This is a genomic window from Micromonospora sp. NPDC007220 (assembly GCF_040634035.1).
Lineage (GTDB): Bacteria > Actinomycetota > Actinomycetes > Mycobacteriales > Micromonosporaceae > Micromonospora > Micromonospora reichwaldensis.
Genome location: NZ_JBEYEU010000027.1, coordinates 56,563 through 76,208, shown reverse-complemented (window position 1 = coordinate 76,208; position 19,646 = coordinate 56,563). Strand labels below are relative to the sequence as shown.

Here is a 19,646-nt window from a genome sequence, read left to right as displayed (position 1 = left end):
AGCACCCTGTTGAGTTCTCAAAGAACAACCACACACCGCCCAGAAACCCCACACCGTGGAGCACCCGACCCGGGGCATTTCGTTCACCGCGTCCGCCGCTCTCGCGCCGGGCACTTTTACTACGTTACCCGGTGGTTTCCGCCGTGTCAAACCGCTTCGTAGCGATCCGCACCACTTAAAACCAATTTCCGGGCATCCCGATTACGTCGACTCTCGCCGACGATTTTCGGGAAGTTCGGCAGACCGGCCGCTTCGCGGTTTCCCGCGAGCTCGCCCGGATCCCTGCCGGCCGTGAACCTTACCCGGTCGGTTCCGCCTCGCCAAATCCGCCTCGCGACGGATCCGGGGCACCGCCCGTGCCGGCCCCGGTGGGAGAACCCCACCCGGACCGATGGTCTCACCGCGCTCCGGCCTCGCCAGGGCTTTCACCCTGTTCGTCCGTTCCGCGCTGGCAGAGAGAAAGTTACGCCCGCCCGACAAGATCGTCAAATCCGGGGTGGGAGGGCCGCGTCACACCGTCCCGCCGGCGGCCAACGCGGCGGCCGTCGCCTGGTCGAGCGTGCCGTCGGCGACGACCACGCGGTGCCGCCCGGTGCGACTCGTACCCGCGGTGATCACCCTGGGCCGGTCGAAGGCGAACGCCACGCAGACCCCCGGGTACATCGCGGTGCGGACGAACCAGCGGTCGCCCTCCGCGAGGCCGGCCAGCACGAGCGTGTACGCGGCCCCGTCCGGCCCGGTGCCGGCGAAGGCCAGCCACGGCGCGTCGCTGCCGTTGACCGCGTCCTCCCCCTCGGCTGTGGCGGTGCACACCCGGGCGGGTGTCGCGCTGATTGCCCGCCAGAAGAAGCCGCCGTAGCCGGCGCCACCCGGGCGTCCGTTGGTCGCCGGGCTGCCCAGGGCGACGTCCCGGTCGGCGGGGGCGGTCAGCGTGTACCCGACGTCGAGGGCCCAGGCCCGCTCGCCGACCCGCTGCGCGGCCAGCTCCCGCCGCTCGGTGAGCAGCACCGCCCCGTCCCGGTCCCGCCACTCCAGCTGGTGCGCGAGCCGTTGCGGGTCGCGGGTCTCCCAGCGGGTGTGCGCGATGCGGCCGTGGTCGTCGCGCCACGTGTAGCCGGTGTCGCGGACGTAGGTGCGCCCGCCCCAGAGGTTGGTGCCGTCGACGTCCTGCACGGCCAGGGACGCGCCGAGGTGCCAGACGTGGTCGGCCGGGAACGCGTCGGTGACCACGGTCCCGCCGAGGGTCCGCACGGGGTGCAGGTACGGGCGGGGGCCGTGCCGGGGGTCGATCGCCGGGTCGACGACGTACCGGGCCACCGGCACGTCGTCGACGCTGAGCTGCCGATCGTTCTCGGTCACGCCGGCCCGCCGGTCGCCGCCCGTCACGACTGTCCCACCGGGGCGGGCACGGTCCGCCGCGCGACGGCGTGCAGGGCGGCGACCACGTACCCGGCGAGGATGGGCACCGCGACCGGAATGACCAGGACGGCGAGCAGCGCCGCGACGGCGCTGACCCCGCCGGCGGCGGCCCAGGTGCCCGGGCGGGCGCGGCAGGCGCCGGCGGCGGCACCGGCGGCCTCCCGCCAGCCGCGGCCACCGCGGCGGCCGACCTCCACCACCACCAGCGCGGCGTACCCGGCCAGGGCGGCGGCCAGCACGACGGTGACCAGGAGCAGCGGTGCCCCGCCGGGGACCCGGCCACCGGCCAGCGCGGCGACGTTCACGGCGAGCAGCCCGAAGGCGGCGAGCGTCAGCACGCTCACCCCGGCGCCGGGCAGCAGGGCGCGGCCGTACCGGGTCAGGTTCTCCCGCGCGGAGGGCCAGGAACCGACGGTGTACCGGTCGTGCACCGCCGCGCTCGCGGCGGCGACGGCCGCCGCCGCGGTGAGCACCGGCAGCGCCGCCAGGGTCAGGACGATGCCGAGCACGGCCAGGTCCGTGGCGTCGGTGAGCACGTCCCGCCAGTCGCGGCGGGCCGGCCCGTCCTCGCGGTCCGGCCCGTCGTCCCGGTGCGGCCTCATCCCTTGAGTCCGCTCGTGTTGATGCCCTCCACCAGCATCCGCTGGAAGGCCACGAAGAACAGGAACACCGGCAGCAGCGACAGCACCGACATGGCGAACATCGGGCCGACGGCGCTCTGGCTCGTCGAGTCGATGAACAGGGTCAGCGCCACCGGCACGGTGTAGTCCTCGAGGTCGGAGAGGAAGACGAGCTGCCGGAAGAAGTCGTTCCAGGTCCAGATGAACGAGAAGATCGCCGTGGTGACCAGCGCCGGCCGGCTCAGCGGCAGGATCACGTGCCGGAAGATGCCGAAGGCGTTCGCGCCGTCGATCTTGGCGGCCTCGTCGAGCTCGCGCGGGATGCCCCGCATGAACTGCACCATCAGGAAGACGAAGAACGCCTCGGTGGCCAGGAACTGCGGGATCAGCAGCGGCAGGTACGGCCACTCGCCGCCCACCAGGCCCAGGCTGCGGAACAGGATGTACTGCGGCACGATCAGCACGTGCCCGGGCAGCAGGAGCGTCCCGATCATGACGGCGAACCAGACGCCCCGCAGCCGGAACCGCAGCCGCGCGAAGGCGTACGCGGCGAGCAGGCAGGAGACGCCGTTGCCGACCACGGTCAGCAGGCTGACCATCGCGCTGTTGAGGAAGAACCGGCCGAAGCTGAAGTCGAAGTTGGTCCAGCCGTCGGCGTAGTTGCCGGGGGTGAACTCGTTCGGCAGCAGGCCGATGTTGTTGACGATCTCCTCCTGGCTCTTCAGGGACGTACCGATCATCCAGAAGAGCGGGTAGAGCACGACCGCGACGATCGCGATCAGGATGAGCAGGCGCACGGCCTGCCCGCCGCCGCTGGCCCGGCGCGGGCCGCGCGGGCCGGTCGTCGCCGGGGTTGCCGTCGGGGTTGCCGTCGCGGTCACCGGTCCTCCCCGTCCGAGTAGTGCACCCAGAACCGCCCGGTGCTGAAGAAGATCGCGGTGATGATCGCGATGGCGAGCAGGAAGACCCAGGCCATCGCCGAGGCGTAGCCCATCTCCAGGTTGGTGAAGCCCGTGATGTAGAGGTTCAGCGTGTACATCAGGGTGGAGTCGACGGGGCCGCCGGTGCCGTTGCTGAGCACGAACGCGGCGGTGAAGCCCTGGAAGCCGTTGATGGTCTCCAGCACCAGGTTGAAGAAGATCACCGGCGAGAGCATCGGCAGGGTGACGGCGACGAACTGCCGCCACTTGCCGGCGCCGTCGACGGAGGCCGCCTCGTAGAGCTCGGTGGGCACCTGCTTGAGGCCGGCCAGGAAGATCACCATGGGCGCGCCGAACTGCCAGATGGCGAGCACCATGAGGGTCTCCAGCGCCCAGTCGGGGTCGTTGACCCACGGCTTGCCCTCGATGCCGAAGACGCCCAGCAGCGAGTTGAACGCGCCCTCGCGGTTGAACATGTTCACCCAGACGATGGCCAGCGCGACGCTGCCGCCGAGCAGTGACGGCAGGTAGAACAGGCCGCGGAACAGCCCGACGCCGCGCCAGGCGCGATTGAGCAGCAGGGCCACCCCGAGGGCGGCCGCCAGCTTCAGCGGCACGGCGATCAGGGCGAAGGTGAGCGTCACCCGCACCGAGTGCCAGTACGACGGGTCGGCGGTGAACATCCGCTCGTAGTTGGCGAGCCCGACCCACTCCACCTCGGAGAAGGGGGTGAGGATGTCGTAGTTGGTGAAGCTCAGGTAGAGCGACAGGAGCATGGGTATCGCCGTGACGGCCAGCAGGCCGAGCAGCCAGGGCGACAGGAAGACGTAGCCGGCCAGACCGTCACCGTGCCGGGACCGCCCGACCCCGCGCCTGCCGGCGGGGGTCGGGACGGATCCGGTACGTCGTCGGGTCGGACCGGGCGCCGTGGTCAGGGCCACGAGCCGGTTCCTCTCGGTAGCGTCAGGGTCAGGCGATGGCGGTCTTGCAGGCGGCGATGAACTGCTCCGCCGCCTGGGCGGAGCTGATCCGGCCGTACTGGGCGTTCTCGGCGGCCTTGATCAGCTCGGAGCGGACCTTGCTGTGCCCCTTGAGCGGGACCTGCGGCGCCTCGCCGAACTTCTCCGCCAGGTCGGACTCGACCTGGATCGACTGCTTCATCGCCGGGTCGGTGACGTCGTCGCTGACCACCCGGCGCAGGTCCAGGTTCGACGGCAGGCCGCGGTCGGTGCCGAGGATCTTGACCGCCTCGGGGTCGTTGGCCAGGAAGTTGATCACGTCGACCGCGACGTCCTTGTGCTTGCTGCCCTTGAACACCGACCAGTACATGGAGGCGCGGGCCCACTGGGCGCTCGGGTCGCCGGGGTAGGCGATGACGCCCAGCTCGTCCTTGGTGTTCTTCTTCAGCTCCGGCATCTGGTTGACCCAGACCCAGCTGGTGCCGGCCTTGCCGGTGACCACGAGCTGCTTGGTGATGTCGGTGGCGTTGCCCTCGTGGATGACGTCAGGGGTCGGGGTGGCGCCCCGGTCCCGGGCTCCCTTCCACAGGTCGAACCACTTCGTCACGTCCTCGGCGGTGAAGCCGAGCTCCTTGCCCTTGTAGAGGTCCTTGCCCTGCTGGCGCAGCCACACCCAGAACGCCTTGTAGTCGGCGCTCGGGTCCTGGGTGCCGGGCACCTTGGTCTTCTTCGCCACCTGCTCGGCCCAGGCGATGTGCTCCTCCCAGCTCATCCCCGTGGTCGGCTCGGGCAGGCCGTTCTTGGTCAGCAGCGTCTTGTTGTAGACCAGGCCCTGGGTGTTCTCCCCCGCGGCCACGCCGGCGAGCTTGCCGTCGACCACGCCGTACTGCCAGAGGCTCTTGGGGAACTTCGACACGTCGAGGTCGCCGGAGTCCTTGTACGACGTCAGGTCGAGGGTGGTGCTGCGCGAGGCGTACTCGGCCAGGTAGTTGTCGTCGATCTGGAAGAGGTCCGGCGGGTTGCCGCCGGCCGTGAGGGTGGCCAGCTTGTCGAAGTAGCCCTGGTTGGCCTGCCAGGTCTTCTCGAACGTGACGTTCGGGTGCTTCTTGGTGTAGAGGGCGAGGGCCTCCTCGGTCAGTTTCGCCCGGGCCTCACCGCCCCACCAGAAGACCGAGAGCTTGACCGGGGCGTTCGGGTCGGTGCTGGCCTCGTCGTCGCCGCCGCAGGCGGCGGCACCGAGGACCAGGGGCAGGGCGACGACCGTGGCGAGCAGGCCGCGGATCAACCGCCGTCGGCGGACGGGGGTACGGTGAACGGGCACGGCCTGCGTGCCAGTGGTGGGGGGCGTTGCGGGGTGCATGTGCGCTCACTCCTTGGCGTTAGGAGGCGACGACGCCACCGGTGGCCGCGGTCGGGCGACCCGGGCCCGCAAGGCGATGCGGGCCCGGGACGACCAACTCGGCGTCGGGGCGGTTCCGACCGTCTGCCGGCGCGGCGGCGGTCGAGTCGCGGATGACCAGTTCGGTCTGGAGCATTACCTGTGCGGTGGTACGACGGTCGTCGCTCGTGACACCCCGACCGCCGCGTGAGCCACGGGCGGCGACGGTGTCGTGTTGCAGGAGCATGTCGACGGCCGTCCGGCCGGCGGCCGCGTTGGGCGTGGCCACCGTCGTCAACTTGGGCCGGGTGAGCCGGCTCAGGGCGATGTCGTCGATGCCGACGACGCTCACGTCCTGTGGGACGCGCATCCCGACGGCGTCGAGCCCTTCGATCAGGCCGATCGCCATCAGGTCGTTGTAGGCGAGGACCGCCGTGGCCTCGCTGCGGCGGACCTGCTCGGCGAGGGCCGCGCCGCCAATCTCGGTGGGCTGGTTGGGCCCGAGGACGGTGAACTCGGCGCCCCCGGCCCGCGCCGCGACGCCGGCCGCCCGGCGGATCTCCCGGCTGGTCCACGAGCCGCGCGGCCCGCTGAGCAGCGCGATCCGCCGGTGGCCGAGGCCGAGCAGGTGCTCGATGGCCGACCGGGCGCCCTGCCCGACGTCCATGGTGACGCACGGCAGGCCGGCGACCTGCCGGTTTATCACCACCAGCGGCACCTCGCGGCTGAGCTGCTCGATCATGCTGTTGCTCATCCGCGGGCTGCACAGCAGCACCCCGTCCACCTGCTTCGCGAGGGCGTGGACCAGCTCCTCCTCGGCGATCGGGTCCTCGTTGGTGTCGGCCACGAACACGTGGTAGTCGCGTTGGCGGGCCTGGCTCTCCGCCGCCTTGATCAGCGGCGGGAAGAACGGGTTGGCGATGTCCGCGATGATCAGACCGACGTTGTGCGTACGGCCGGTGATCAGGGCGCGGGCGGCGCGGTTGGGCCGGTAGCCGAGCTCCTCGGCGCAGGCCAGCACCCGGCCCCGGGTCTCCGGGTTGACCAGGTGCGGGGCCGAGAACGTGCGGGAGACCGTGGAGATGTGCACGCCGGAGGCCCGGGCGACGTCTCGGATGGTGGCTGGCACGGCGGGGCCCTTCGTCCAGTGTGGCTGGGGTCACGTCAGGTGCCGCCAATTAATGCAAACGGTTGTGCCGGTGTCAACGGCCGATGGTTACAGATGCGTTTCGGCCACGCTCCCACCATGTGCTCAAATGCCTATCAAAACGGATCTATGCCGCCGGTTTGGCATCGATCGTTGACGCCGCCGCGCGGCGCGTGGTTATTTCGCTGCAAACCTTTGCAGCAACACGGGAGGCGGTCGACATGTCGTCCAGCACCGGTCAACGGGTCCGACACGCCCTGGTGGGCACCGGGTCCCGGGCCGAGATGTTCGTCCGGGCGCTGGTGCGCGACCACGCCGACACCGCCGAACTCGTCGCGTTCGCCGACGTCAACCAGGCCCGCATGGACGCCCACAACCGGTGGCTCGGCGAGCTGGGCCACCCGCCGGTGCCGACGTACCGGGCCGAGGACCTGGCCGTCATGCTCGCCAAGGAGCGCGTCGACGTGCTGGTGGTGACGAGCGTGGACGACACCCACGCCGCGCACGTCGACACGGCGTTGCGGGCCGGCTGCGACGTCATCACCGAGAAGCCGATGACCGTGGACGCGGCCGGCTGCCGGCAGATCCTCGACGCGGTCGCCGACACCGGGCGGCAGGTGCGGGTGGCGTTCAACTACCGCTACAACCCCCTGCACGAGAAGCTGCGCGAGCTGCTCGTCGACGGCGCGATCGGCGAGGTGGGCTCGGTGCACTTCGAGTGGCTGCTCGACGTGCGGCACGGCGCCGACTACTTCCGCCGCTGGCACCGCGACAAGGCGCACTCCGGCGGGCTGATGGTGCACAAGGCCGGCCACCACTTCGACCTGGTCAACTGGTGGCTGGACGCCACCCCCGTCGAGGTGTACGCCACCGGCCGGCTGTTCTTCTACGGCGAGGCCGGCCACCGGCACGGCTACGCCCGCGACTACGAGCGGGCGCACGGCTCCCCCGCCGCCGACGACGACCCGTTCGCGCTGCGGCTCGACGCGCACCCGAAACTGCGCGAGCTCTACCTCGACGCCGAGGCCGAGGACGGCTACCAGCGCGACCGCAACGTCTTCGCCCCGGGCGTGGACATCGAGGACGACATGGCGGTGCTCGCCCGCTACTCCACCGGCGCGACGATGACCTACCACCTCACCGCGTACGCCCCCTACGAGGGCTACCGGGTGATGGTCAACGGCAGCCGGGGCCGCCTGGAGCTGGAGGTCGTGGAGAGCGACCACGTCAGCCCGGCGTCCGCCGGTGCGCTCAAGGGCGCGGCGCTGCACGGCGACGAGGCCGCCGCCGAGGCCGGCTCCGCCACGCTGACCCTGCGGCCGTTCTGGGCGCCGCCGCAGGTCGTACCCGTGACCGGGCACACCCGCTCCGGGCACGGCGGCGCCGACGCCCGGATGGCCCGGGTCCTGATCGCCGGCGAGCCGGACCCGATGGGGCGGGCGGCGACCGCCCGCGACGGGGCCCTCGCCCTGCTCACCGGGCTGGCCGCGAACCGCTCCTTCACCACCGGCGCCCCGGTCCGGGTCGCCGACCTGCTCGACCTCTCCTGAGCCACGAACACCCTCCGAGGAGCCCCACCCGTGCCCACGACCGACCTGCTCTTCCCCGCCGACCCCGCGCAGCGCGCGGTGGCCCGCCGGCTGTACGCGCTGGCCGCGCCCCAGCCGATCATCTCCCCGCACGGGCACGTCGACCCGGCGATCCTGGCCGAGGACCGCCCCTTCCCGGACCCGGCGCGGCTGCTCATCGTGCCCGACCACTACCTCACCCGGATGCTGCTCAGCCAGGGCGTCCCCCCGGCCGACCTGGGCGTGCCCACCGTCGACGGCAGCCCCACGGAGCCCGACGGGCGCACCATCTGGCGACGCTTCGCCGCGCACTGGCACCTGTTCCGGGGCACCCCCTCCCGGCTCTGGCTGGAGCAGACCTTCCGCGACGTGTTCGGGGTGCGCACCCCGCTCTCCCCGGCCACCGCCGACGCCGTCTACGACGAGCTCGCGGCCCGGCTCGCCGAGCCGGAGTTCCGACCCCGGGCGCTGTTCGAGCGGTTCGGCATCGAGGTGCTCGCCACCACCGAGTCGCCGCTGGACGACCTCGGGCAGCACGCCAAGCTCGCCGCCGACGGCTGGGGCGGGCCGGGCGGCCGGGTGATCACCACGTTCCGGCCGGACAACGTGGCCGACATGGAGTTCGACGGCTGGGCGGACAACGTCGCGCGGCTCGGCGAGATCACCGGCGAGGACACCGGCACGTACGCCGGCTACCTGGCGGCGCTGCGCCGGCGGCGGGCGGCCTTCATCGCGGCCGGCGCCACCTGCACCGACCACGGCCACCCCACCGCGCGCACCCTGGCGCTGGGCGCGGACGAGGCCGCGCGCCTCTACGACAAGGGCCTGCGCGGGGTCGCCGACGCGGCCGACGCGGAGACGTTCCGGGCGCACATGCTGCTGGAGTTCGCCCGGATGTCGCTGGACGACGGCCTCGTCATGCAGCTGCACCCCGGCTCGGTGCGCAACCACAACCGCTGGCTGTACGCGCGGCACGGCCGCGACGTCGGCGGCGACCTGCCGCAGGCCACCGAGTACCTGCACGCGCTGACCCCGCTGCTGGACGCGTACGGCAACGACCCGCGGCTGCGGGTGGTGCTCTACACCCTCGACGAGTACACCTTCAGCCGGGAACTCGCCCCCCTGGCGGGCGGGTACGCCGCCCTGTACCTCGGCGCGCCGTGGTGGTTCCTGGACTCGCCCGAGGTGCTGCGCCGGTTCCGCGAGTCGGTCACCGAGTCCGCAGGCTTCTACAACACCGCCGGGTTCGTCGACGACACCCGCGCGTTCTGCTCCATCCCGGTACGCCACGACGTGGCCCGCCGGGTCGACGCCGCCTACCTGGCCCGGCTGGTCACCGAGCACCGCCTCGACGAGGACGAGGCGGCCGAGACCATCGTCGACCTGGCGTACCGGCTGCCGAAGAAGGTCTTCAAGATCGGAGAGAATGTCCTGTGAGTGTCACCGTCACCGCCGTCGACGTGCACGACGTGCGGTTCCCGACCGCCGCCGCGGGCGACGGCTCGGACGCGATCAACCGGGGTGACTACTCGGCCAGCTACGTCGAGCTGCGCACCGACGCCGGCGTCACCGGGGCCGGGTTCACCTTCACCAACGGTCGCGGCAACGAGCTGACCTGCGCCGCGATCGAGGCCCTCGCCCACCACGTGCGGGGCCGGACCGTGGAGGAGATCTTCGCCGACCCGGTGGCGTTCTGGCGCTCGCTGAGCGCCGACGTGCAGCTGCGCTGGCTGGGCCCGGAGAAGGGGGTCATCCACATGGCCACCGGCGCCCTGGTCAACGCGGTCTGGGACCTGCGGGCCAAGCTGGCCGGCAAGCCGTTGTGGCAGCTGCTCGCCGAGCTGCCCACCGAGGAGCTGGTGGCCAGCATCGACTTCCACCACATCACCGACGCCCTCACCCCGGACGAGGCGGCGGCCATCCTCGACAAGGGACTGGTCGGGCTGGACGAGCGCCGGGCCGGGCTGGAGCGCGACGGGTTCCCGTCGTACACCACCTCGGTGGGCTGGCTGGGCTACCCCGACGACAAGGTCCGGGCGCTGACCCGGCAGGCGTACGCCGAGGGGTGGCGGGCGATGAAGATGAAGGTCGGCGGGCTGCCGGCCGACGACCTGCGGCGGGCGCGGATCATCCGGGAGGAGATCGGCCCGGACGCGCTGCTGATGATGGACGCCAACCAGGTCTGGGACGTCGACGAGGCGATCACCAACATGACCGCCCTGGCGGAGGTGGACCCGTACTGGATCGAGGAGCCGACGCACGCCGACGACATCCTCGGGCACGCCCGGATCGCGCGGGCGGTCACCGGCCTGACCGACGGCCGGTGCCGGGTCGCCACCGGTGAGGTGGCCGCCAACCGGGTCATCTTCAAGCAGCTGCTCCAGGCCGAGGCGATCGGCGTGATGCAGATCGACGCCTGCCGGGTCGGCGGCGTCAACGAGGTCCTCGCCGAGATCCTGATGGCGGCGAAGTTCGGGGTGCCGATCTGCCCGCACTCCGGCGGCGTGGGTCTGTGCGAGTACGTCCAGCACCTGGCGGTCTTCGACTACCTGCGGGTCGGCACCAGCCTCGACGGCCGGATGGTCGAGTACGTCGACCACCTGCACGAGCACTTCGTCGACCCGGTGCGCACCCGCGAGGGGCGCTACCTGCTGCCGCAGGCGCCCGGCTACAGCTCCACGATGAAGCCGGAGTCGATCGCCGAGTTCCGCTTCCCCGACGGACCGGTGTGGCGATGACCGGCGCCGCCCGGCTCGGTCTCGGGACGCTACGCCGGCTGCCGACCGAGAGCCGCCCGCTGATCCGCCCGGGCAGCGCGCCGGCGGGGATCGTGCACCTCGGGCTGGGCGCGTTCCACCGCGCCCACCAGGCGGTCTACACCGAGGAGGCGATGGCGCACGCCGGGGGCGACTGGGGCATCGTCGGCGTGGCGCCACGCAACCCCGACGTGGCGACGACGCTGGCCGCGCAGGACAACCTGTTCAGCGTCACCACCACCAGCGCCGAGGGGTGCCACACCCGGGTCGTCGGCGCGCTGGCCGGGACCCGGCACGCCGCCGGTGACCCCGCCGCCGTGGTGGCGCTGCTGGCCGACCCGGCGATCCGGGTGGTCACCCTCACGGTGACGGAGAAGGCGTACCAGCTCGACCCGGTGACCGGCCGGCTGCGGCCCGACCCGGAGGTCGCCGCCGACCTGCGCACCGACCGGGCGCCGGTCACCGTCCCGGGCCTGCTGCTGCGCGGGCTGCTCGCCCGCGCCGCCGCGCAGGGCCCGCCGTTGGCCCTGGTCAGCTGCGACAACCTGCCCGCGAACGGCCGCCGGCTGCGCGGCCTGGTCGAGCAGTCGGTGGCGTACGCGGGGGTGCCGGAGCCGCTGGCCGACTGGGTGCGGGAGCACGTCAGCTTCCCCGGCACCATGGTCGACCGGATCGTGCCGGCCAGCACGGCGCAGACCCTCGCCGACGCCGAGCGCGCCCTGGGGGTATCTGACCTGGCGGCGGTGGTCGCCGAGCCGTACCGGCAGTGGGTGATCGAGGACGACTTCCCGGGCGGCCGGCCGGCCTGGGAGCGGGCCGGCGCGGTGCTCACCGCCGACGCGGGATCCTGGGAGCGGTTGAAGCTGCGCGCCCTCAACGGCGTGCACTCGGCCGCCGCCTACCTGGGTGCGCTGGCCGGCCGGGAGACCATCGCCGACGCGCTGGCCCTGCCGCACCTGACCACGGTGCTGCGGCAGCTGGTCGCCGAGGACGTGGCGGCCAGCTTCGACCCGCCCGAGGGCGTCTCGGTCGTCGCGTACGGCGAGGAGGTGCTGACCCGGTTCGCCAACCCGGCGATCCACCACCGCACCCTCCAGGTGGCCCTGGACGGCTCGCAGAAGCTGCCGCAGCGGATCCTGCACACCATCGCCGACCTGCGGGCCGCGGGCCGGTCGGCGCACTGGGCCACGCTGGTGGTGGCCGCCTGGCTGCGCTTCGCGCAGGGCCACGCCGACGACGGCAGCCCCCTGCCGCTGGCCGACCCGCTCGCCGAGGAGATCCGCGCCGCGCTCGCCGCCGGAGCGAAGACCCCGGCGGGGGCCGTCGACGCGGTGTTCGCGCTGCGCGAGGTCTTCCCCGCCGAGGTGGCCGAGGACGACGACGTACGCGCCGAGGTGACCGGGTGGCTGACCGCCCTGCAACGGCACGGGGTGGCCGCGACGCTGGCGGGCGCCCGGTGACGGCCGCCGCCGAGGGGGCGCCACCGGGACGGGCCAGCGCCGTGCCGAGGGTCGCGATCGTCGGGGCCAACGGGCACGGGCGCTGGCACCGACGGGTCGTCGCCCCCCTGCACGCCGCCGGGCGGCTGCGGCTGGTCGCCCTGGTCGACGTACGTCCGATCGAGGACGAGCCGGCGGCACCGGTGCCCGACGGCACCCTGGTCCACGTCGACCACCGGGAGATGCTGCGGGCGGCCCGGCCGGACGTGGTGGTGGTCTGCACCCCACCGCACACCCACCTGCCGATCGCCCTGGACGTGCTCGCCGCGGGCGCCGACCTGCTGCTGGAGAAGCCGCCGGTGCTGTCCACCGCCGAGCACCGGGAGCTGGCCGACGCCCTCGCCGCGACGGGCCGCGCGTGCCAGGTGGGCTTCCAGGCGCTCGGCTCGGCGGCGCTGACGGCACTGACCGACGCGGTCCGGGCCGGGCGGCTCGGTACCGTCACCGGCATCGCGACGGTGGCGTCCTGGCAGCGTTCCGACGCCTACTACGCGCGGGCGCCGTGGGCCGGTCGGCGGACGCTGCACGGCCGGCCGGTGCTGGACGGTGCCCTGGCCAACCCGCTGGCGCACGCGGTCATGCAGTGCCTGGCGGTCGCCGAGGCCGCCGCCGGGAACGGGCCGGTGGTCCCCGCGCGGATCGAGGTGGAGCGCTACCGGGTCCGGCCGATCGAGGTGGACGACACGGCGACCCTGCGGGTGTCGTCCCGTTCGGGACCACCGATCGTCGCGGCGGTGACCCTGGCCGGGGAGGACTTCGTCGCCGGGGAGGTGATCGTGACGGGCACCGCCGGCCGGGCCGTGCTGGAGTACCCGACCGACCGGTTGCTGCTGCCCGGCGACGCCGGCGCACGCGAGGTGCCGGGCCGGCGCGGGCTGCTGGAGAACCTCCTCGCCCACCGCGCCGACCCGGAGGTGCCGCTGATCGCGCCCCTGGGGCGGACCGCCCCGTTCACCGCGGTGCTGGAGGCCGTCACGACCGCGCCCGAGCCGGCGCCGCTGGGCGGCGACCTCGTCACCGCCACGGGCGACGGCCCGCAGCGGGTGCTGACGGTGCGCGGGATCAACCGGCTGCTGCGCCGGGCGGCCGACGAAGGGGCGCTGCTGTCGGAGCTGGGGGTGCCGTGGGCGGTGGCGCCGCACCGCAGGGAGCTGATGGGACAGGAGGAACCGCAACCCACTGCAACTGAGCCGCCCGCCTGAGGTGGGTCCATATCGGACATAGGGGCGTCAACCCGACCGAGGACGGCCGGGGCGATACCGGCCGATTTGATCAGTTGCAACACTTCTGCACACGTTTGTCATTGACTCGTCTAAAACGCGAAACCTACCGTTGCCTGATACCCGACCGGCAACGAACAGGTGGTCCGATAGATGTGGAAGAAGGCAGTGGGCGCGGCGATGGTCGCCGTGACGCTCGCGGCGACACCCGGGAGCGTCACGGCGGCCCCGGCCTCGGACGGCGGGGCCGCTCCGGCGCAGAACGGCGCAGTCGACACGGCCGACGGCGGGATCTCCTGGCTCGCCCGGCACCTGAGCCGGCAGGCGCTGCCGGCCGGGGACGGCTGGGCGGCTGAGGGGACCGGCACCACCGGCGGCGCGGCGGCGACCCCGGAGCAGGTGCACGTGGTCTCCAGCCGGGCCGAGCTGGTCGCGGCCCTCGGCGGCGACAACGCCACCAACCGGGGCAACGCCACCCCGAAGATCATCTACGTCAGGGGCGAGGTCGACGGCTTCGAGGGGCCCGACGGGAGCGTCCTCGACTGCGCCGACCTCGCCGACCCGGAGTACTCGCTCGCGGCCTATCTCGCGGCGTACGACCCGGCGGTCTGGGGCCGGGTCGCGCCGAGCGGGCCGCTGGAGGCCGCGCGGGTGCGCTCGGTGACGAACCAGACCCGGCAGACCCAGATCAACGTCGGCCCGAACACCACGATCGTCGGCCTGCGCGGCGCCCGGCTGACCGGCCTGACGCTGATGCTCGACGGCGCGCACAACACGATCGTGCGGAACCTGACCTTCGACGACGCCCGGGACTGCTTCCCCGCCTGGTCCCCCACCGACGGCGCCGCCGGCAACTGGAACTCCCAGTACGACCAGATCTCGGTGCGCCGCAGCGAGCACGTCTGGATCGACCACAACACCTTCACCGACGGCGACAACCCCGACAGCGGCCAGCCGATGCACCTCGGCCGGCCGTACCAGGTGCACGACGGGTCGGTGGACGTCACGCACACCGCGAGCCTGGTGACCGTCTCGTACAACCGGTTCGTCGGGCGGGACAAGGTCATGCTGATCGGCTCGTCCAACACCGTCGGCCCGGACGTCGGGCGGCTGAAGGTGAGCCTGCACCACAACCTCTTCGACGGGGTGCTCCAGCGGCTGCCCCGGGTGCGCTTCGGCCAGGTCGACGTGTGGAACAACCACTACCGGCTGGCCGGCGACGGCTTCGAGTACGCGATCGGCGTCGGGGTGCAGTCCGCCGTGGTCGCCGAGAACAACTTCTTCACTCTCGGCACCGGCGTCACGGCCGACACCCTGCTCTACGACTGGGGCGGCACCGCCGTCACCACCCGGGGCAACTGGGTCCGCGCCGCCGGGGACCGGGCCCGCCCGGTCGACCTGGTGGGCGCGTACAACGCGGCGCACGAGCCGGACCTGGCCCCGGACGCCGACTGGACGCCGACCCTGCGCCGCGGTCCGGTGCTGCCGGCGCCCGCGGTGCCAGCGGTCGTCGGAGCGCTGGCCGGCGCGGACCGGCTGCTCCTCTAGGACGCCGGCCGCCGCGCCGTGCGCGGCGGCCGGACGGCCGGTGGGCCGCCGCGTCCGGCGCTCAGCGCGGCGGCCCACCGGTGCACACCCCCCCACCACCAGGAGGTGCACCATGAACCGGACACCCCGCTCCCGGACGCGCACACCGAGGCTGCTCGGCGCGGCGCTCACCGCCGGCGCCCTGGCCGTCGGCACGGTGCTCGCGACCACCTCGTCGGCGCACGCCGACACGCTGTTCAGCGACACGTTCTCCGACGGCGCGGCCGACGGGTGGTCCCGCTCCGGCGGCAGCTGGTCGGTGGTGACCGACGGCTCGTACGCCTACCGGCAGTCCGGCACCAGCAGCGACGCCCGGGCCCTGGCCGGCGCGGGCACCTGGACCGACTACGGGGTGCAGGCCCGGGTCCGGCCGACGGGCTTCGGCGGGGCGAACCGGCACGCCGGGGTGATCGCCCGGGCGCAGAGCAGCAGCAGCTACTACGCGCTGGTGGTGACCGCGAGCGGCGGCGTGCAGCTGATCCGCCGCTCCGGCGGCGACCCGGTGTCGCTGGGCTCCGCCCCGGCCGGGATCGCCGTCGGCAGCTGGGCGACGCTGCGGCTGGAGGTGGTCGGCAGCTCGCTGCGCGGCTACGTCGACGGCACGCTGCGGGTGCAGGCCACCGACGGCGCGTTCGCCGCGGGACGGGTCGGCCTGGCCACCTCGTACGCGAGCGCCACCTTCGACGACGTCCAGGTGGACACGGCCACCGGCGCCCCGCCCACGGCCACGCCGACCGGCGGGCCCACCCTGCCGCCGACCGGGCCCCCGATCGATCCGGGCGCCCCGCCGATCGGTTTCGCCTCGGTGCACGCGCTCGGCCAGAACGGCACCACCGGCGGGGCCGGCGGCCCGACCGTCACGGTGGACACGGCCGCCGAGCTCCTCGCCGCGATCGGCACGGCCGGCCCGCTGACCGTGCGGGTGGACGGGATGATCGCGCTGCCCGGCCCGATGCACGACGTCACCTCGGACAAGACGATCGTCGGCGTCGGCGCGAACTCCGGCATCACCGGCGGCGGGCTGAACATCGGCCTGCCGGTCAGCGACGCGACCAGCCCGCCGGCGAACGCCGTGCACAACGTGATCGTGCGGAACCTGAACTTCCGCAACACCGTCGACGACGCGATCAACGTGCAGATGTTCTCGCACCACGTGTGGATCGACCACAACGACCTGGCGTACGGCTACGACGGGCTGATCGACGTCAAGCGCGGGTCCAGCTACGTCACCGTGTCCTGGAACCACACCCACCACCACACGAAGAACATGCTGCTCGGCCACGACGACCGCAACGCCGCCCAGGACGTCGGCAACCTGAAGGTCACCTACCACCACAACTGGTTCGACCGCACGCCGCAGCGCAACCCCCGGGTCCGCTACGGCGATCCCGTGCACGTGTTCAACAACTACTTCGTCTACAACACCGACGTCGGGGTGGCCTGCCAGCTCGACTCCGGCTGCGTGGTCGAGGGCAACTACTTCGAGGACGTCGAGGTGCCCTGGTCGATCAGCTACTCCGGGGACCGGGGCCGCATGATCGCCCGCGACAACGTGCTCGCCGGTACCAGCGAGCCCGGCGACGCGGGCGGCACCGTCCAGGAGCCGCGCACGTTCTACCCGTACACCCTGACCGAGCCGGCCACCGTGAAGTCCGTCGTCACGGCCGGCGCCGGCACCGGCAAGCTCCCCTACTGACCGCCCCTCCGCGGACCGCCGGGCGCGGTTCGGCGCCGGGCATCGGCCCGGCGGTCCACGGCGCACCACACCCTCAGAGATCGATGTTCATCGATCATTTGATCACCACCAGGGAGGTCCCGTGCACCACTCCGACACTCGTCGGCGGAGGCACCGCCGAGGGTTCCTCACCGCGATCGGGGCCGCGTTCCTCGCGGTCGCCCTCACCGTCGGCATGGCCGCCACAGCCCACGCCGACACGCTCTTCTCCGACGACTTCTCCGACGGCAACTCGTCCGGCTGGACGGCCTCCGGCGGAAGCTGGTCGGTGACCGGCGACAGCGCGCGGGCGCTGCGACAGGGCGGCACCAGCAGCGACGCCCGCTCGCTGGCCGGCACGTCGAGCTGGACGGACTACTCCGTCCAGACGACCGTCCGGCCGACGGCGTTCAACGGATCGAACCGGTTCGTCGCGCTGCTCGCCCGGGTGCAGAGCAGCACCAGCTACTACTACCTCGCGCTGCGCAGCAACAACACGGTCGAGCTCAAGCGGCTGAGCGGCGGCTCCGCCACCACGCTGGACACCGCCGCCCTGCCGGTCGGCACCGGGACGACCTACACCGTGCGGCTGGACGTGGCCGGCGGCTCGCTCAAGGGGTACGTGAACGGCGCCCTGCTCGCCGAGGCGACCGACACCTCGTACGCCAGCGGCCGGATCGGCGTCGCGACGTTCTACGCCAGCGCCGACTTCGACGACGTGCGGGTCGACTCGGGCGGCGCCGGCCCCACGCCGACGCCGACCAACCCGACGCCGTCGCCGACCGGCGACCCGGGCAACCCCGGCACCAACGTGGCCGACGGCTGGGCCTCGGTCGACGCGTGGGGCCAGAACGGCACCACCGGCGGCGCGGGCGGTCCGACCGTCACGGTCTCGACCGCCAGCCAGTTCGTCACCGAGGCGGCATCGAGCGGGCCGAAGATCATCCAGGTCAGCGGGATGATCGCGCTGCCCGGCCCGATGCACGAGGTCACCTCGGACAAGACGATCGTCGGCGTCGGCGCCAACTCCGGGTTCACCGGCGGCGGCCTGAACATCGGCCTGCCGATCGACAACGCGGTCACCGCGCCGCCCGCCAACGCCGTGCACAACGTGATCGTCCGGAACCTCAACTTCCGGAACTGGGCGGACGACGCGATCAACGTGCAGATGTTCTCCCACCACGTCTGGATCGACCACAACACCTGGACCACCGGGGCGGACGGCGGCGTCGACATCAAGCGCGGCTCGTCGTACGTGACGGTCTCCTACAACCACGCCGACGGCACCGACAAGAACATGTTGCTCGGCCACGACGACGGCAACGCCGCCCAGGACACCGGCCGGCTGAAGGTCACCTACCACCACAACTTCTTCGACAACACCAACCAGCGCAACCCGCGCGTGCGCTTCGGCGACCAGGTGCACGTCTACAACAACTACTACCTGAACACCGGCAACTACGGCGTCGCGTCCACCGAGAACGCCGGGGTCGTCGTCGAGGGCAACCACTTCGAGAACGTCGACGACCCGTACCACCTGGCGGAGGGCTCCTCCGGCGACGGCCGACTGGTCGCCAGGAACAACTGCCTGGTCAACTCCGGCGCCGGGCAGACCGGCGGCAGCGTGACCAACCCGCCGTACGCGTACACCGTGGGCACGGCCTGCGACATGAAGGCCGTGGTCACGGCGCAGGCCGGGGTCGGCCGGGTCGGCCTGCCCGGCAACCCGACCACCCCGCCGCCGAGCACCCCGCCGCCGAGCACCCCGGCGCCGACCCCGACGCCGACCTTGCCGCCGGCCGGGGACCTGGTCGGCTGGGCGACCCAGAACGGCGGCACCACCGGCGGGGCCGGCGGCCAGACCGTCACCGTCTCCGACGGCCAGGCGCTCGCCGACGCCCTGGAGTCCTCGTCACCGCTGGTCATCCGGGTCACCGGGTCGCTGACCATGCCCGACAAGATGAACGACGTGCGCAGCAACAAGACCGTGCTCGGCGTGGGCGCCGCGACGCTGGACAACGGGTTGAACATCAGCGGCGCGAGCAACGTCATCGTCCGCAACCTGACCTTCCGGGGCTGGGACGACGACGCGATCAACGTGCAGGGCTCGCGCAACGTCTGGATCGACCACAACACGTTCGACGGCGGCTACGACGGCGCGGTGGACGTCAAACGAGCCTCCGACTTCGTCACCGTCTCGTGGAACCGGGTCACGAACCACACCAAGAGCATGCTGCTCGGCCACGACGACGGGCACACGGCCGACATCGGCCACCTGCGGGTCACCTACCACCACAACTGGTTCGACGGGAGCAAGGAGCGCCACCCGCGCGTCCGGTTCGGTGACCCGGTGCACGTGTTCAACAACTACTACTACGGCGCGGACTACGGCGTGGCGTCCACGATGGGCGCCGGGGTGCTGGTCGAGGGCAACCACTTCGAGAACGTGACCCGCCCCACCGCCGTCGGCTACGCCGAGTCGGACCCGGGTGACCTGGTCCAGCGCAACAACATCTTCACCAACTCCGGCGCGCCGGAGAGCGCCGGGGACGTCGCCCCCATTCCCTACCCGTACCGGCTCGACGACGCGAGCGGGGTCAAGGCGGCCGTGACCGCCGGGGCCGGCGCCGGTCGGATCAACCCCTGAGCCGGACCCGGGGGTGGCGGTCGGGCCGACCGTCACCCCCGGGGCGGTGGCCGGGCGGGCTGAAACAGACCTGCACGTACGGCATCGGCGACGGTGGGCAGGGCGAGAGCCAGGAAGCGATAGCCCCCACCAGGGCGGCGGCGGCCCCGCGGACCATCCGGTCCCGCGGGGCCGTCGCATGTGGTCACCCTTTTCGCGGGGGCGTGCGGCCG

General features: G+C 72.7%; 14 protein-coding genes. 8 read left to right on the top strand and 6 right to left on the bottom strand.

The genetic code is table 11. The features are described 5' to 3' along the window. Positions 1-510 precede the first annotated feature (510 nt). The 6 genes from ABZ573_RS28525 to ABZ573_RS28500 all read right to left on the bottom strand — a co-directional run bounded on the left by ABZ573_RS28525 (position 511) and on the right by ABZ573_RS28500 (position 6,425). A complete protein-coding gene (locus tag ABZ573_RS28525; RefSeq protein WP_358122122.1) occupies positions 511-1,359 on the bottom strand; it encodes a PmoA family protein in 849 nt (282 codons plus the stop codon). Between the two features lie 23 nt (positions 1,360-1,382). Then, the gene (locus ABZ573_RS28520) at positions 1,383-2,021 is read right to left on the bottom strand and encodes a hypothetical protein (protein WP_151453249.1); all 639 of its coding nucleotides are present in this window, start codon (positions 2,019-2,021) and stop codon (positions 1,383-1,385) included. Beyond that, on the bottom strand, positions 2,018-2,779 hold the full coding sequence (locus tag ABZ573_RS28515) for a carbohydrate ABC transporter permease (protein ID WP_132238380.1): 762 nt from the start codon (positions 2,777-2,779) through the stop codon (positions 2,018-2,020). The genes ABZ573_RS28520 and ABZ573_RS28515 overlap by 4 nt, the downstream gene beginning before the upstream one ends. A gap of 137 nt (positions 2,780-2,916) precedes the next feature. Further along, positions 2,917-3,900, bottom strand: coding sequence for a sugar ABC transporter permease (locus ABZ573_RS28510; protein ID WP_151453250.1), 984 nt, complete (start codon positions 3,898-3,900; stop codon positions 2,917-2,919). A 28-nt stretch (positions 3,901-3,928) separates the two neighbouring features. Then, on the bottom strand, positions 3,929-5,278 hold the full coding sequence (locus tag ABZ573_RS28505) for an extracellular solute-binding protein (protein WP_151453251.1): 1,350 nt from the start codon (positions 5,276-5,278) through the stop codon (positions 3,929-3,931). A gap of 19 nt (positions 5,279-5,297) precedes the next feature. Then, the gene (locus ABZ573_RS28500; protein WP_151453252.1) at positions 5,298-6,425 is read right to left on the bottom strand and encodes a LacI family DNA-binding transcriptional regulator; all 1,128 of its coding nucleotides are present in this window, start codon (positions 6,423-6,425) and stop codon (positions 5,298-5,300) included. A gap of 239 nt (positions 6,426-6,664) precedes the next feature. Between ABZ573_RS28500 and ABZ573_RS28495 the strand changes: the two genes are divergently transcribed. The 8 genes from ABZ573_RS28495 to ABZ573_RS28460 all read left to right on the top strand — a co-directional run bounded on the left by ABZ573_RS28495 (position 6,665) and on the right by ABZ573_RS28460 (position 19,434). Next, complete coding sequence (locus ABZ573_RS28495) at positions 6,665-7,993, top strand: Gfo/Idh/MocA family oxidoreductase (protein ID WP_358122119.1); 1,329 nt, start codon at positions 6,665-6,667, stop codon at positions 7,991-7,993. Positions 7,994-8,023: 30 nt separating this feature from the next. After that, a complete protein-coding gene (gene uxaC / locus ABZ573_RS28490) occupies positions 8,024-9,448 on the top strand; it encodes a glucuronate isomerase (RefSeq protein WP_358122117.1) in 1,425 nt (474 codons plus the stop codon). Beyond that, on the top strand, positions 9,445-10,749 hold the full coding sequence (locus ABZ573_RS28485; protein WP_358122115.1) for an enolase C-terminal domain-like protein: 1,305 nt from the start codon (positions 9,445-9,447) through the stop codon (positions 10,747-10,749). The genes uxaC and ABZ573_RS28485 overlap by 4 nt, the downstream gene beginning before the upstream one ends. Continuing rightward, entirely contained in the window at positions 10,740-12,227 is a 1,488-nt protein-coding gene (locus ABZ573_RS28480; protein WP_327028737.1) for a mannitol dehydrogenase family protein, read from the top strand. The genes ABZ573_RS28485 and ABZ573_RS28480 overlap by 10 nt, the downstream gene beginning before the upstream one ends. A 41-nt stretch (positions 12,228-12,268) precedes the next feature. Continuing rightward, positions 12,269-13,468, top strand: coding sequence for a Gfo/Idh/MocA family oxidoreductase (locus ABZ573_RS28475; RefSeq protein ID WP_358122113.1), 1,200 nt, complete (start codon positions 12,269-12,271; stop codon positions 13,466-13,468). A gap of 171 nt (positions 13,469-13,639) precedes the next feature. Next, the gene (locus ABZ573_RS28470) at positions 13,640-15,034 is read left to right on the top strand and encodes a polysaccharide lyase family 1 protein (RefSeq protein WP_358122111.1); all 1,395 of its coding nucleotides are present in this window, start codon (positions 13,640-13,642) and stop codon (positions 15,032-15,034) included. Between the two features lie 112 nt (positions 15,035-15,146). Continuing rightward, complete coding sequence (locus ABZ573_RS28465; protein ID WP_358122109.1) at positions 15,147-16,769, top strand: pectate lyase; 1,623 nt, start codon at positions 15,147-15,149, stop codon at positions 16,767-16,769. A gap of 121 nt (positions 16,770-16,890) precedes the next feature. Beyond that, positions 16,891-19,434 (top strand): right-handed parallel beta-helix repeat-containing protein, encoded by a 2,544-nt coding sequence (locus tag ABZ573_RS28460; RefSeq protein WP_358122107.1) that lies wholly within the window; start codon positions 16,891-16,893, stop codon positions 19,432-19,434. Positions 19,435-19,646: the final 212 nt, after the last annotated feature.

What these genes read in the sequence shown, in the direction of transcription:
- ABZ573_RS28520 (WP_151453249.1), bottom strand. Translation starts at nt 2,021, where the DNA reads ATGAGGCCGCACCGGGACGACGGGCCGGACCGCGAGGACGGGCCGGCC.
- ABZ573_RS28515 (WP_132238380.1), bottom strand. Translation starts at nt 2,779, where the DNA reads ATGATCGGTACGTCCCTGAAGAGCCAGGAGGAGATCGTCAACAACATC.
- ABZ573_RS28505 (WP_151453251.1), bottom strand. Translation starts at nt 5,278, where the DNA reads ATGCACCCCGCAACGCCCCCCACCACTGGCACGCAGGCCGTGCCCGTT.
- ABZ573_RS28495 (WP_358122119.1), top strand. Translation starts at nt 6,665, where the DNA reads ATGTCGTCCAGCACCGGTCAACGGGTCCGACACGCCCTGGTGGGCACC.
- ABZ573_RS28470 (WP_358122111.1), top strand. Translation starts at nt 13,640, where the DNA reads ATGTGGAAGAAGGCAGTGGGCGCGGCGATGGTCGCCGTGACGCTCGCG.
- ABZ573_RS28465 (WP_358122109.1), top strand. Translation starts at nt 15,147, where the DNA reads ATGAACCGGACACCCCGCTCCCGGACGCGCACACCGAGGCTGCTCGGC.